The organism is Corynebacterium marinum DSM 44953 (assembly GCF_000835165.1).
GTDB lineage: Bacteria > Actinomycetota > Actinomycetes > Mycobacteriales > Mycobacteriaceae > Corynebacterium > Corynebacterium marinum.
This window is the reverse complement of record NZ_CP007790.1, coordinates 21032-33827: the sequence shown is the minus strand read 5'-3', so window position 1 is coordinate 33827 and position 12796 is coordinate 21032. Positions and strand designations below refer to the sequence as shown.

The following is a 12796-nucleotide window of genomic DNA, read 5'->3' as shown; positions in this document are numbered from 1 at the left end:
GGTGGATTCGATTGTCCTGCAGATCTTCAGGATCGGCCTGCTGCTGCTCCTGTGGTTCTTTATTTTCATGGCGGTCCGCGCCATGTACAAGGACGTCCGTCTCGCCGCCGGCGTGCGGACCAGCGCCCCGGCGACGCCGCGGCGCGCCGCGGTGGTGCCGGGGCGTCGTGAAGCGGCGAAGCAGTTGGCCGTCGTGGAGGGCCCCTTGAAGGGTTCGCACATGGCAGTCGGTTCGCTGGAGGAGGTGGTGATGGGACGTTCCCCGGAATGTGATTTCCAGTTGGGCGATGATTTCGCCTCGGGGCGTCACGCGCGGCTGTTCCGGCGTGGCTCGGACTGGTTCGTGGAGGATCTGGATTCCCGCAACGGCACCTTCGTCGACGGCGGGCGTATCGACCAGCCCGAACGCGTCGGCGTGGGCTCGGACATTAAGGTCGGCCGGACGACAGTGAGGTTGGTTCCGTGAACCTGAGATTGAATTATGCGGCCCTTTCGGACCGTGGCCTGGTGCGCGGCAACAACGAGGATTCCGCTTACGCGGGTCCGAATCTGTTGATCATCGCGGACGGCATGGGCGGCCACGCCGCCGGCGAGGTGGCGAGCCAGATGATGGTCACGCGCCTGGAGCAGCTCGACGCCGACCCGGCCGACAACGACATGCTCGCCCTGCTGGGCAGCGTGGCGGACGACGCGAACCGGGAGATCGCCGAGGCGATCCGGCAGGATCCCGAGACCGACGGCATGGGCACCACGCTGACGGCGTTGATGTTCAACGGCCGGGAGTTCGGCCTGATCCACGTCGGCGATTCCCGCGGCTACCGGCTGCGCGACGGCGAGCTCAGCCAGATCACCGTCGACGACACGTTCGTCCAGTCCCTGGTCGACGAGGGCCGCCTCGATCCGGAGGACGTCTCCTCGCACCCGCAGAAGTCGCTGATCCTCAAGGCCTACACGGGCCGGCCGGTGGAGCCGACGCTGGCCAACCTGGACGCCCGTCCGGGCGACCGCCTCCTGCTGTGCAGCGACGGACTCTCGGACCCGGTGACGGCCTCCACCATCGCCTCCGAACTCAACACCGGCGCCCCGCAGGTCGCCGCGCGCCGCCTCATCGAGCTGGCGCTGCGTTCCGGCGGCCCCGACAACATCACCGTCGTCGTCGCCGACGTCGTCGACACGGACGAACTTGACGACGCCGCCGTCGCCGCCCTGCCCGCCGTCCCCGTCACCGCGGGCGCCCTGTTGGGCGACCCGGAGGAGGAGTCCCACCCGGACACCTCGGCGGGGCGCGCGGCGCTTCTCTCGCGTCGGCCGAAGACCATTTCGCCGGACGGCGAAGTGTCCAGCCAACCGCTGACGGGCGCCCCGCAGGTGCCGTCCGGAGCGCAGGAGGTGACTGCCGGGCCGGCAGATGATGCCGCCCGGCGGGGCCGATTTCGTCTCCCCTCGCTGATCCTCGCCCTGCTGGCCCTCATCGGCCTGGTGGCCGCCGCCTGGTGGGTCTACTCGACCGTCGACCGTTCCTATTTCATCAGCACCGGCGAGGAGGAACACCTCGTCATCGAAAGCGGCGTGGACTTCTCGGTCTTCGGCCGTGACCTCCATACGCCCTACCAGGAGGCCTGCCTCGACGAGGCGGGCGCCCTGCGCGTGGTGGACGTCGGCAGCACGGAGGACTGCTCGCCTTTCACGCTGCAGGACCTGCCCGAATCCGCGCGCGGTTCGGTCGCGGGGCTGGAGACCGGCTCCTACGACGAGGTCACGCAGCAGCTGCGCCGCCTGGCCGACCAGGCTCTGCCGGTGTGCATCGACCGGGAGAACCCGCCGGAGGGCGGGGACGCCGAATCCGACGGCGGCGATCTGACCCGCCCGGGCATCAACTGCCGGGAGGTGAAGTAGATGTCCCGCTTCCTCACCCGACGCACCGAGCTCGGTCTGCTGATCCTCGGCGCGGTCGTCCTCACCGTCATGCTGGCCAGCCTGGAGCTGAGCCAGGGCAACGTCCTGAGCACCGACATGCTGTGGCTCATCGGCGGTTTCATCGCGGTGTTCGCCGTCGCGCATGTGGCGCTGCTCTTCTTCGCCCCGCAGGCGGATCAGCTGATGCTGCCCGTCGCGGCCCTGCTCAACGGCGTCGGGCTGGTGATGATCCACCGCCTCGACCTGGCCACCGGAACGTCGATGGCCGGCCGGCAGGTGATGTGGACGCTGGTGGGCATCGTGCTGCTCATCGGCGTGCTGGTGTCCGTCCGCGACCACAAGGTCCTGAGCAAGTACTCCTATCTCCTGGGCCTGGTGGGCCTGGTGCTGCTGGCGCTGCCCCTGGTGTGGCCGACGTCGATCAACGCGGACGCCCGGATCTGGATCTCCATCGGCCCGTTCTCCGTGCAGCCCGGCGAGTTCTCCAAGATTCTGCTGCTGCTGTTCTTCGCGCAGCTGCTGGTGAACAAGCGCGCCCTGTTCACCATCGCCGGCTACCGCTTCCTGGGCATCGATTTCCCGCGTCTGCGCGACCTCGCGCCGATCCTGGCGGTGTGGGCCATCGCCATCCTCATCATGGCCGTCTCCAACGACTTCGGCCCCGCGCTGCTGCTGTTCACTACGGTGCTGGGCATGATGTACCTGGCCACCGGCCGCGGCTCCTGGCTGCTCATCGGCCTGGCGCTCGTCGCCGCCGGCGGCTTCGCCGTGTACCAGGTCTCGGCGAAGATCCAGGAGCGGGTGACCAACTTCGTCGACCCGGTGGCCAACTACGACTCCACCGGCTACCAGCTCTCCCAGTCCCTGTTCGGCATGTCCTGGGGCGGCATCACCGGCACCGGCATCGGTCAGGGCCACCCGGAGATCGTCCCCGTCGCCCACTCGGACTTCATCCTCGCGGCCGTGGGCGAGGAGCTCGGCCTGGTCGGCCTGGCCGCCGTGCTCGTCCTCTTCGCGCTGCTGGTCGCCCGCGGTTTCCGCGCCTCCCTGCAGGTGCGCGACTCCTACGGCAAGCTCGTGGCCGGCGGCCTGTCGCTGACCATCGCGATCCAGGTCTTCGTGGTCACCGCGGGTATTTCCGCGCTCATGCCGATGACCGGCCTGACCACCCCGTTCATGTCCGCCGGCGGCTCCTCGCTCATGGCCAACTACATTCTGCTGGGACTTCTGCTGCGCATCTCGCATTCCGCCCGCCGCCCCGCCGAGACGTCGCCGCGTATCGACGCCACCGAAGCCACCGACGGCACCGGCCTTTTCCCCGTCCAACCGGAGGAGGGGGTTGCGCGATGAACCGTTCCATTCGTTTCACCTCGATTTTCGCCCTCCTGCTGACGCTGGTCCTGCTGGTCAACCTGAGCATCATCCACGTCTTCCGGCAGGACGAGTACGCGGCTAACCCGCTCAACCAGCGCGGTTTCCTCGAGCTCAAGTCCACCCCGCGGGGCCAGATCTCCACCGGTGGGATGGTGCTGGCCACCTCCGCCGCCGACGGGGAGGGCCTGTACCAGCGCTCCTACCCCTCCGAGAACCCGACCGCGTTCGGCCCGGTCACCGGTTACCTCTCGGACCAGTTCGGCGCCTCCGGCCTGGAGTCCTCCTACAACGGCGTGCTCAACGGCACCGACCCGGGACTGTTCAGCGCCCGCTGGCTGGACACCCTGACGGGCAAGGACTCCCCCGGAGCGAACCTGGAGCTCACGCTCGACCCCCGCATGCAGGAGGTCGCGCACCGGCAGTTGAGCGCCAACGGTTACGAAGGTGCGGTCGTCGCCCTGCGACCCTCCAGCGGCGAGGTCCTCGCGCTGGCGTCCTCCCCCGGTTTCGACCCGAACCCGCTCAGCGATTCCGCCACCGCCGCCGGCGCGTGGGAGTCCGTGACCACGGATCCGGGCAACCCGCTGATCAACCACGCCACCCAGGAGACACTGCCGCCGGGGTCGATCTTCAAGATCATCACCACCGCGGCAGGCCTGGACAACGGCTACTCCGCCGACTCGCAGCTGACCGGCGCGGCCGAGATCACGCTGCCGGGCACCACCACCACGCTGACCAACTACGCCGGCCAGACCTGCGCGGGCGGCGGCCAGGTGTCCCTGGAGACGGCGTTCTCCCTGTCCTGCAACACCGCCTTCGTGGAGATGGGCATCGACGTCGGTGCCGACGCCCTGCGTTCGGCCGCCGAGTCCTTCGGCGTCGGCGAGCAGTACGACCTGGGTCTGCCGGTCTCCCCGGGCAGCCTCGGCGAGCTCCCCGACGACGCCGCCCTCGGTCAGACCTCCATCGGGCAGCGCGACGTGACCATGTCGGCGCTGCAGGCCGCGGTGATGGCCGCGACCGTCGCCAATGACGGGCTCCGGATGGAGCCCTACCTCGTCGACCGGATCACCGGCACCGACCTGCGGGAGCTGCGCGGCAACGAGCCGCGCGAGATCACCCAGGCCGTCTCCCCGGAGGTGGCTGGGGAGATCGAGGATCTCATGCTCGCCTCCGAGCGCAACACCTCCGGCGGGCGCTCCGGCATCGCCTCGAAAACCGGCACCGCCGAGCACGGCGGAGAGGGCACCCCGCCGCACACCTGGTACGTGGCGTACCTGCCGGACAGCGACGTGGCCGTGGCCGTGGTGGTCAAGGACGGCGGCGGGTTCGGCAGCAGCGCGACGGGCGGCCAGGTGGCCTCCCCCGTCGGGCGTGCCGTCCTGGACGCGGCCGGGGGTCAGTGATGGCCGACATCGAGGGCCGCGAGCGGCTCCAGAACCTCATCGGGCCGGACTACGTCCTGCAGTGGATCATCGGCCACGGCGGCATGTCCACCGTGTGGCTGGCGGACGACACCGTCCTCGACCGCGAGGTGGCCGTCAAGGTCCTGCGCCCGGAGTTCTCGGACAACCGGGAGTTCCTCGACCGCTTCCGCAACGAGGCGGAGACCGCCGAACTCATCGACTCAGACAACGTCGTGCGCACCTACGACTACCGGGAGATCCCCGACCCCAGCGGGCACACGTTCTGCTTCATCGCCATGGAGTACGTGCGCGGCGAGTCGCTGGCCGACCTGCTTGCGCGGGAGAACACCCTCACCGAGGACCTCGCCCTGGATGTTCTGGAGCAGGCCGCGCACGGGTTGTCCATCATCCACCGCATGGACCTGGTCCACCGCGACATCAAGCCGGGCAACCTGATGATCACCCAGAACGGGCAGGTCAAGATCACCGACTTCGGCATCGCGAAGGCGGCGGCCGCGGTGCCGCTGACCCGCACCGGCATGGTGGTGGGCACCGCCCAGTACGTCTCCCCCGAGCAGGCGCAGGGGCGGGAGGTCACGGCGAGCAGCGACATCTACTCGCTGGGCGTCGTCGGGTACGAGATGCTGGCGGGCCGTCGGCCCTTCACCGGGGATTCCTCCGTGTCGGTGGCCCTGGCCCACATCAGCCAGGCGCCGCCGGCGCTGTCCACCAGCGTCAGCGCCGAAACCCGCGAGCTGATCGGCATCGCCCTGCGCAAGGACCCGACGCAGCGTTTCGCCAACGGCAACGAGATGGCGCTGGCCGTGTCCGCCGTGCGGCTCGGCCAGCGGCCCCCGCAGCCGAAGTCCGCGGTGATGACCCGTCTGGCCCCCGAGCCCTCGCCCACCGAATCCACCCGCATGCTGGGGGCGGTCACCCACCCCACGACGGTCAGGCCCGCGGCCTCGGCCACCGTGACAGCACCTCCCGCGCCCCCCGCACAGCCCCGCCGCAGCGGGGGCGGCGGGGGCGGCGGTTTCATCTCGGGGGTGCTGCTGGCCGTGCTCATCGCGGCCCTGCTCGGTGGCGGGCTCTACTTCGCCTGGCAGGCCGGCCTCTTCGATGGCGCGGGCACGGAACCGGAACCCACGCAGACGCCGCCGACCGTCACGCAGGAGATCGTCACCGAGTGGGTCACCCCGACGGCGGAGGAACCCACCGTGGCGCCGGCCCCGCCGACTCAGGCACCCCAGGAGACCATCACCGAGTTGATCACCCCCACGGAGGTGACCGCAGAGCCGGAGCCTGAACCAGAGCCCAGCCCGGCGCCCCAGCCGACTCCGACCCAGCCCCAGACACAGACCCAGACACAGCCGCAACCGCAACCGCAGACCCAGCCGCCGCCGGCGACAGGTAACGCAACTCCGGGCGGCGCCGATGAATTCCTGGATAACCTGGGGAACATGACCAACGGAGGAACCTGATGTCTCTGATCGGTGACCGCTACGACCTGGCCGAGGTGATCGGCACCGGGGGCATGTCCGAGGTCTACGCCGCCCAGGACACCCTGATCGGCCGCGGGGTCGCCGTCAAGATGCTCCGGGTGGAGCTCGCCCGGGACGTGAGCTTCCGGGAGCGGTTCCGCCGGGAGGCGCAGAACTCCGGCAGGCTCAACCACCCCGCCATCGTGGCCGTCTACGACACCGGCGACACGGTCGTCGACGGCATCGCCGTCCCCTACATCGTCATGGAGCGGGTCCACGGCCGCACCCTGCGGGACATCGTCCGCGAGGAGGGGCCCCTCACCCCGACCCGCGCCGCGGAGATACTCCTCCCGGTGGCCGAGGCGCTGCAGGTCAGCCACGACGCGGGCATCATCCACCGCGACGTCAAGCCGGCGAACATCATGATCACCAACACCGGTGAGGTCAAGGTGATGGACTTCGGCATCGCCCGCGCGCTCGACGACTCCACCTCCGCGATGACCCAGACCTCCGCCGTCATCGGCACCGCGCAGTACCTCTCCCCCGAGCAGGCGCGCGGCAAGGCCGCCGACGGCCGCTCCGACGTCTACGCTCTCGGCTGCGTGCTCTATGAACTCCTCACCGGCCGGCCGCCCTTCCAGGGCGAAACCCCCTTCGCCGTGGCGTACCAGCACGTCCAGGAGGAACCGGACGCACCCTCCTCGCTTATCGACACCCCCCTCTCCCCCACCGCCGCCGTCAACGTCGACGCGGTGGTGCTCACCGCCATGGCCAAGCACCCCGCGGACCGCTACCAGTCGGCCGCCGACATGGGCAAGGACCTGCTGAAGCTCTCCCGCAACGCGGTCACCGACGCCGCGCGGCACCACATCACCGCCGTCGAACCCGTCGAGGACACCCCCACGACCGTCACGTCGGTGGTGCGCGGGGACGAGGGGGCGTCGAGAAGCAGATGGATGGTGTGGCTCGCGGCGCTGCTGGCCCTGATCGCGGTGGGTATCGGCGGCGCTTTCCTCTGGGACCTGCGGGGCGGCGACAGCGGCGGAGATGGCGGGCAGACGCAGACCGTGCAGAACACCGTCGCGGTCCCGGACGTCACCGGCCTGCCCCGCCAGGACGCCGTCGCGCAGCTGGAGGCGCTGGAACTGCGGGTCGACGTCAACGAGGAACCCTCGCCCGACGTCCCCCGCGGCGACGTCATCCGCACCAACCCGACCGCCGGCTCGCAGCTGCAGAAGGGCACCACGGTGACCGTGGCGGTGTCCAGCGGGCGGGAGATCACCGACGTCCCCGACGTCACGGGGCTCAACCCGCAGCAGGCCGCCGAAGCGCTGACCGCGGCCGGCCTGCTGCTGGAGCAGCAGGTGGCGGAGGAGAACTCCGGCACGGTGGCCGCCGGGCTGATCATCGAGCAGAACCCGCCCGCCGGGGCGCAGATCTCGAAGGGTTCCCGCGTGCGGATCACCGTCTCCACCGGCCCCGCCCTCATCCGCGTCCCCACCCTCTCCGGCATGCAGCTGGAGCAGGCGGAGGCCACACTCAACGACCTCGGCCTGGTCGCCCAGGTGCGGATGAGCGACTCCGCCGAAACCGAGGGCCTCGTCCTCTCCGTCAGCGACGAAGGATCCCAGGTGCCCCCGGGCACCGCCGTCACCCTCGAGGTGTCCAACGGCATGATCATGACCATGCCCGGCATCACCCGTCTCAGCGAGGAGGAGGCCCTGGCCTCGCTCCGGGCCGCCGGCTGGACCGGCAACCTCGCCACGGGCGAACCCGTGAGCACGGGGGCACTCGTCGACGCCGGTCTCATCGCCGCCTCCGACCCCTCCCAGGGCACCACGCTCCGCCGGGACCAGACGATCACGGTGCGGTACTGGGAGTTCGACGTCGGCGTCTTTGTACCGGGCGCCGACACCGTCGAGGCTCCCCCCGCCAACCCCCTGGAACAGCTCCTCAACAGACGGTGATCTGCTGCTAACCTGATCCTGACAACCCACCGAAAGGCCCCCCACGATGCCCAAGGCAAAGATCACCAAGAGCCCCATCGCCCATTCGACCTCCTCCGCCAACCGCACCCCCGTGAAGATCAACACCGGCGGCACGCCGCTCTGGTACAAGGTCCTCATGTTCGGGCTGATGCTCGCGGGACTCGTGTGGCTCATCGTGAATTACCTGGCGGGCGCCCAGATCCCCTTCATGGTGGAACTCGGGCCCTGGAATTACGGCATCGGCTTCGGACTCTTCGTCCTGGGCCTGCTGATGACGATGGGCTGGCGCTAGCCGCCCTCCCCGCGTGGTTCAACCCCGGTTTCTGCTGCCGTCCGGCGGCGGGGACCGGGGTTTTGCTGATCCTCCACGCTGTTGAACCCGAGGTGCCGTGGTCCTCTCCGGACCCGCACCCGGCCATCTCTATTGTATTTCCAACATTAATCAACACTAGATCTGGTATCGAAAAATCAATAATCATCGTTCTCATCGGGGCGCGCGCAGTGCAGTTGTTACTAGTGACCCGCATTACTAATTCTGCGAGATAAGGCAGAAGTCACATCAGCTCTCCCGGTAATCCGTCACGCCGGCAGGGGCAATCGCGCATCATCTGCTCGCCGGCGTCTTGGCGCCAACCCCATCACTATGAAAGAGAACCCCTATAGTCCTTCCCTTTATCGGCATCCTGGTGTCGCTGGCATTCCTCATTTTCTTCGCCTACCGGGGCCACTCAGTCATCTTCATCGCGCCGGTCGCCGCGATGATCGCCGTCCTGTTCTCCGGGGCACTTCTCTTTGCCTCCTACACTCAAATTTTTATGCCGGCCCTGGGCGGATTCATCGTGAAGTTCTTCCCGGTGTTTCTGGTCGGCGCAATTTTCGGACGGCTGATGTCGGTATCGGGGTACGCCGAAGATCTCGCCCGGTGGATTTCCAGGGCACTGGGCCCGCAGCGCGCCATCCTCGCCACGTCGATAGCCTCGGCACTGCTCACCTACGGCGGCGTGAGCGCGTGAGTGGTGGTCTTCGCGATGTACCCGATCGCGCAGGCCCTGTTCCAGGAGGCGGGTATCCCCAAACGCCTGATGCCGGCCGCGATCGCCCTGGGGTTCTTCTCCTTCGCCATGGCCGCCCTGCCGGGATCCCCGCAGATCCACAACGCCATCCCCACCCGGTACTTCGAAACCACCACGTTCGCCGCCCCGGTCCTGGGCATCCTCGGGGCAATGGTCACCTACGCCTTCGGAATCGCCTGGCTCACCTGGCGCCAGCGCAAATTAATCCACGCCGGAGAATCATATGGACCCGACCTGAAAGCGGGATCGCCGGACAGTGACGGCCCTTCCCCCGCCGGCACGGCACCGTCCACCGGCGGCGGCGTCGCAGTCCTGGAGCGCCCGCAGACAGCGCAGAACGTGGCCGTCAGGGGCGTGATCGCGCTGGTGCCCATTCTGGTCGTCGTCACCATGAACTTCCTGTTCGTGTACGTCTTCTCCACGACGATGAACTTCGACTACCTCGCCGAGGAACAGTTCGGCGCCACGACCTTGAGCAGTGTCATCGGGGTCTGGTCGGTGACGATCGCCCTCGCCACGGCGGTCATCGCCATCTTCCTCATGCGGCCGAAGCGGGCCAAGGACTACGTCGACGGCATCTCGGAGGGCGCCAAGACCGCCGTGCTCCCCGCATTCACCACGGCGAGCGAGGTCGGTTACGGTGGCGTGATCGCCTCACTGGCAATATTCGCCGTCATCCGGGAAGGCATATTCGAGGTCAGCGACAACGCGCTCGTGGTGGCGGAACTATCCACCGCCGTGATCGCAGCCATCACCGGATCGTCCTCCGGCGGACTCAGCATCGCGCTGGAGAGCTTCGGCTCAGATCTTGCGCGAATGACCGCCGAACAGGGCGTCAGTCCGGAGCTGATGTACCACGTGACGGCGATGGCCTCCGTCAGTTTCGATTCGCTCCCCCACAACGGTGCCGTCATCACCCTGCTACTCGTGTGCGGCCTCACGCACCGCCAGTCCTACAAGGACATCGGCAGGGTGACCGTCATCGCCCCGTTCGTCGGCTTCCTGGTCGTGATGGGGATTGCCCTGGCGATGTCCTGAGGCTGCCACAGGTGCGAAGGACACGAATCAGTCACCGGGCGGAGGAATGTGGATAACTGCCCTGTTTATCCCCAGGCCGGTGGAGAATTCCACGGAGTTATCCACCAGCCCCCACGGCCGGAATCCTTCCACAGGAGTTATCCACACTGTGGATAGTTACACGTGTGTAGTTTGGTGTCAGGACACCGGAAAAGTTCGTCGGCTGGCCCCATAAGCTGTGAAAATCGTGAATTATTCGAACGTTTGCGCAGGTGGGGAAAACTGTCCACAAAGTTATCCACAGGCTGGGGATGGTTTGCCCGAAGAGATGTTCTTCACAATATCCACAGATCACTCCACAGCCTGTGGATAACTTTCAGCCCCCGGATTACACAAGCAGGACTGCCGCGCAGGAGAGCAGGAGCACGCCCAGCACACCCGCCCAGCGAAAGGCTGCCCGCGGGTGGACGAAGAACAACACCATGAGCAGACCGGCGAAGAGTCCCCCGAGGTGGCCCCAGAGAGACACTGACGGGGCGATGAAGGTGTACGCCACGTTCACCAGGATCAGCGCCAGGGGCGCGCGCAGGTCGCCGCCCCGAGCGCGGGTGATGCCCAGCAGCAGGACCATGAGCGCGAACAACGCCCCGGAGGCCCCCGCGGTCGGGTTGTACGGCGCCATCCACAGGACGGTGGCGGAGGCGCCGATTCCCCCGGCGAAAAAGGCCGCGGAGTACAGGGCTGTGCCGGCGAACCGCTCGATCTCGCGGCCTATGAGCAGGAGCATGAAGCTGTTGATGGCCACGTGGCCCAGGTCGATGTGGAGGAAGATCGCGCCGAGGGCCCGCAGGCGGTCCAGCCCGCCCTGCGCTACCTCCGGGCCGTAGAGGACCCAGGCGGCGCCGAGAGAGGAACCGGGGAGGTTGTCCATCAGGGAGCCGGACTGCAGCGCGGTGATCGCGTAGACGATAACCGCGGTGAGAGTGAGCAGTGTGGTGGCGGGGGCGTCAGCCCACCAACGGCGCAGGGTGGTCACTTATGAGGGCTCCTGGAAAGGGGAAGGCCCGCCGACGTCGATAAGCAACGTGGCGGGCCTTCGGGGAAGGGGGTGTTAGGCGATGGTGACGGATTCGATGACGACCGGCTCGACCGGGCGGTCCATGCGGTCGGTCGGGGTGGAGGAGATCGCGTCGACGACCTTGCGGGACTCCTCGTCGACGACCTCGCCGAAGATGGTGTGGTGGTTGTTCAGGTGCGGGGTCGGGCCGGTGGTGATGAAGAACTGGGAGCCGTTGGTGCCCGGGCCGGCGTTGGCCATGGCCAGCAGGTAGGAGCGGTCGAAGCGCAGCTCCGGGTGGAACTCGTCGGCGAACATGAAGCCCGGGCCGCCACGGCCGGTGCCGGTCGGGTCGCCGCCCTGGATCATGAAGCCGTCGATGACGCGGTGGAACACGGCGCCGTCGTAGAACGGGCCGCTCTTCTCGCCCTTAGCGTTTTCGGTGGAGTACTCCTTGGTGCCCTGTGCCAGGCCGACGAAGTTCTCGACGGTGACCGGGGCGTGGTTCCCGAAGAGCTCGATGACAATGTCGCCGCGGTTGGTGTGCAGCGTCGCGGTAGCGGTCTTGTTGGTCATGGTGGCCATCCTAACGAAACCCGGGTGGAGATGCGGAAGGTGACGGGGCCGATCACCCGCTCAGTCCGTGAGTTCGCGTCCCGACGCCGCCCGCCAGACGATGTGGTCGAGGACCCGGGGCTCGACGCCTAGATGCTTCGCGGTCTCTGTAAGGAGTCTGCATGCCCGGTCATTGGATATCTGCGTGTTCTTGCCCAGAGCGTCGGCGAGGAAACGCAGGACCATGCGGTCGGGCTTGATGGACTGCATGCCAGCCAGTAGGAGCAGGTAGTTGTAGGTGACCCCGGAGCTCTGGCTCGGCAGTTTCTTCCAGCCGTAATAGACGGGATTGTCCTGCGGTTTCTCCTCCACCACCCGGCGCAGATCGGGGACGGTGTGGATGCCCAGGTCAATCATGAGCTGGGCCGCCTGTTCGATGATCTCTGCTTTCAGCGGTGCCCCGGGGCGGGTGTGGGCGGGCTTTCTGTTCTGCACCACGTCCTCGGCCCATTTCCGGGCGCCGCCGGCCTCCATGATGGACCGGAGGAGATCTTCCGCGCCGTGCTTGCCGCCGGCGGGGTACTTCTCCTTGTACCGCCTGATCACGTTGACCACCGAGGTGTAGTGGGACCCCGTGGAGTAGAGCGAATCGATGATGCACAGCGCCAGACTCTCGGGGTACCCGTCCGGGGTCTTCCACAGGTGGGGATCCCCCAGGTTGTCCTCGCAGTAGGAGACGAGAGTCCGGATTTCTGCTTCCTCAGTGTTCACGGTGACTCCTTGTCAGGGTTTTCGACTTTTGATGCCGCAAGCTTATCCCCGGACCCCGCCACGACCATGGAGTTCTCGAACACTCTCACGGTAGACGCACGAAGGGCGCAACCGACCCGAGGTCGGTTGCGCCCTGATGGCGTCAGTACTTACA

At 67.6% G+C, this 12796-nt stretch carries 12 protein-coding genes; 9 read left to right on the top strand and 3 right to left on the bottom strand.

The window, feature by feature from the left end:
- Nucleotide 1 precedes the first annotated feature (1 nt).
- The 9 genes from B840_RS00160 to B840_RS00125 all read left to right on the top strand — a co-directional run bounded on the left by B840_RS00160 (nucleotide 2) and on the right by B840_RS00125 (nucleotide 10280).
- Complete coding sequence (locus B840_RS00160) at nucleotides 2-466, top strand: FHA domain-containing protein FhaB/FipA (RefSeq protein ID WP_042620442.1); 465 nt, start codon at nucleotides 2-4, stop codon at nucleotides 464-466.
- Nucleotides 463-1896: a PP2C family protein-serine/threonine phosphatase gene (locus tag B840_RS13385; protein ID WP_042620441.1), complete on the top strand. Its 1434-nt coding sequence runs from the start codon at nucleotides 463-465 to the stop codon at nucleotides 1894-1896. Before B840_RS00160 ends, B840_RS13385 begins: the two co-directional genes overlap by 4 nt.
- Nucleotides 1897-3267: an FtsW/RodA/SpoVE family cell cycle protein gene (locus B840_RS13380; RefSeq protein WP_042620440.1), complete on the top strand. Its 1371-nt coding sequence runs from the start codon at nucleotides 1897-1899 to the stop codon at nucleotides 3265-3267.
- Nucleotides 3264-4697 carry a penicillin-binding transpeptidase domain-containing protein gene (locus B840_RS00145; protein ID WP_042620439.1) on the top strand — a complete coding sequence of 478 codons (1434 nt, stop codon included), beginning with the start codon at nucleotides 3264-3266 and terminating at the stop codon, nucleotides 4695-4697. The genes B840_RS13380 and B840_RS00145 overlap by 4 nt, the downstream gene beginning before the upstream one ends.
- Nucleotides 4697-6181, top strand: a complete 1485-nt coding sequence (locus B840_RS00140; protein WP_042620438.1) for a serine/threonine-protein kinase — start codon at nucleotides 4697-4699, stop codon at nucleotides 6179-6181. Before B840_RS00145 ends, B840_RS00140 begins: the two co-directional genes overlap by 1 nt.
- Nucleotides 6181-8148, top strand: a complete 1968-nt coding sequence (gene pknB, locus B840_RS00135) for a Stk1 family PASTA domain-containing Ser/Thr kinase (protein WP_084602670.1) — start codon at nucleotides 6181-6183, stop codon at nucleotides 8146-8148. Before B840_RS00140 ends, pknB begins: the two co-directional genes overlap by 1 nt.
- Nucleotides 8149-8194: 46 nt before the next feature.
- On the top strand, nucleotides 8195-8461 hold the full coding sequence (crgA, locus tag B840_RS00130) for a cell division protein CrgA (protein WP_042620437.1): 267 nt from the start codon (nucleotides 8195-8197) through the stop codon (nucleotides 8459-8461).
- A 367-nt stretch (nucleotides 8462-8828) separates the two neighbouring features.
- Nucleotides 8829-9182, top strand: a complete 354-nt coding sequence (locus tag B840_RS13755) for a GntT/GntP/DsdX family permease (protein ID WP_342341965.1) — start codon at nucleotides 8829-8831, stop codon at nucleotides 9180-9182.
- A 15-nt stretch (nucleotides 9183-9197) separates the two neighbouring features.
- Nucleotides 9198-10280, top strand: a complete 1083-nt coding sequence (locus B840_RS00125; RefSeq protein ID WP_229676559.1) for a GntP family permease — start codon at nucleotides 9198-9200, stop codon at nucleotides 10278-10280.
- Nucleotides 10281-10647: 367 nt separating this feature from the next.
- Here B840_RS00125 and B840_RS00120 read toward each other — a convergent pair whose 3' ends face one another.
- From B840_RS00120 to B840_RS00110, 3 genes are all read right to left on the bottom strand, one after another.
- The gene (locus B840_RS00120; RefSeq protein ID WP_042620436.1) at nucleotides 10648-11295 is read right to left on the bottom strand and encodes a rhomboid family intramembrane serine protease; all 648 of its coding nucleotides are present in this window, start codon (nucleotides 11293-11295) and stop codon (nucleotides 10648-10650) included.
- Nucleotides 11296-11370: 75 nt separating this feature from the next.
- Nucleotides 11371-11892 (bottom strand): peptidylprolyl isomerase, encoded by a 522-nt coding sequence (locus tag B840_RS00115; RefSeq protein ID WP_042620435.1) that lies wholly within the window; start codon nucleotides 11890-11892, stop codon nucleotides 11371-11373.
- A gap of 60 nt (nucleotides 11893-11952) precedes the next feature.
- Nucleotides 11953-12642, bottom strand: coding sequence for a hypothetical protein (locus B840_RS00110; RefSeq protein WP_042620434.1), 690 nt, complete (start codon nucleotides 12640-12642; stop codon nucleotides 11953-11955).
- Nucleotides 12643-12796: the final 154 nt, after the last annotated feature.

Bases quoted from the DNA above. Each gene is read 5' to 3' on its own strand.
- B840_RS00115 (WP_042620435.1), bottom strand. From the start codon at position 11,892: ATGACCAACAAGACCGCTACCGCGACGCTGCACACCAACCGCGGCGAC.
- B840_RS00125 (WP_229676559.1), top strand. From the start codon at position 9,198: ATGTACCCGATCGCGCAGGCCCTGTTCCAGGAGGCGGGTATCCCCAAA.
- crgA (WP_042620437.1), top strand. From the start codon at position 8,195: ATGCCCAAGGCAAAGATCACCAAGAGCCCCATCGCCCATTCGACCTCC.
- B840_RS00145 (WP_042620439.1), top strand. From the start codon at position 3,264: ATGAACCGTTCCATTCGTTTCACCTCGATTTTCGCCCTCCTGCTGACG.
- B840_RS13380 (WP_042620440.1), top strand. From the start codon at position 1,897: ATGTCCCGCTTCCTCACCCGACGCACCGAGCTCGGTCTGCTGATCCTC.
- B840_RS00140 (WP_042620438.1), top strand. From the start codon at position 4,697: ATGGCCGACATCGAGGGCCGCGAGCGGCTCCAGAACCTCATCGGGCCG.
- pknB (WP_084602670.1), top strand. From the start codon at position 6,181: ATGTCTCTGATCGGTGACCGCTACGACCTGGCCGAGGTGATCGGCACC.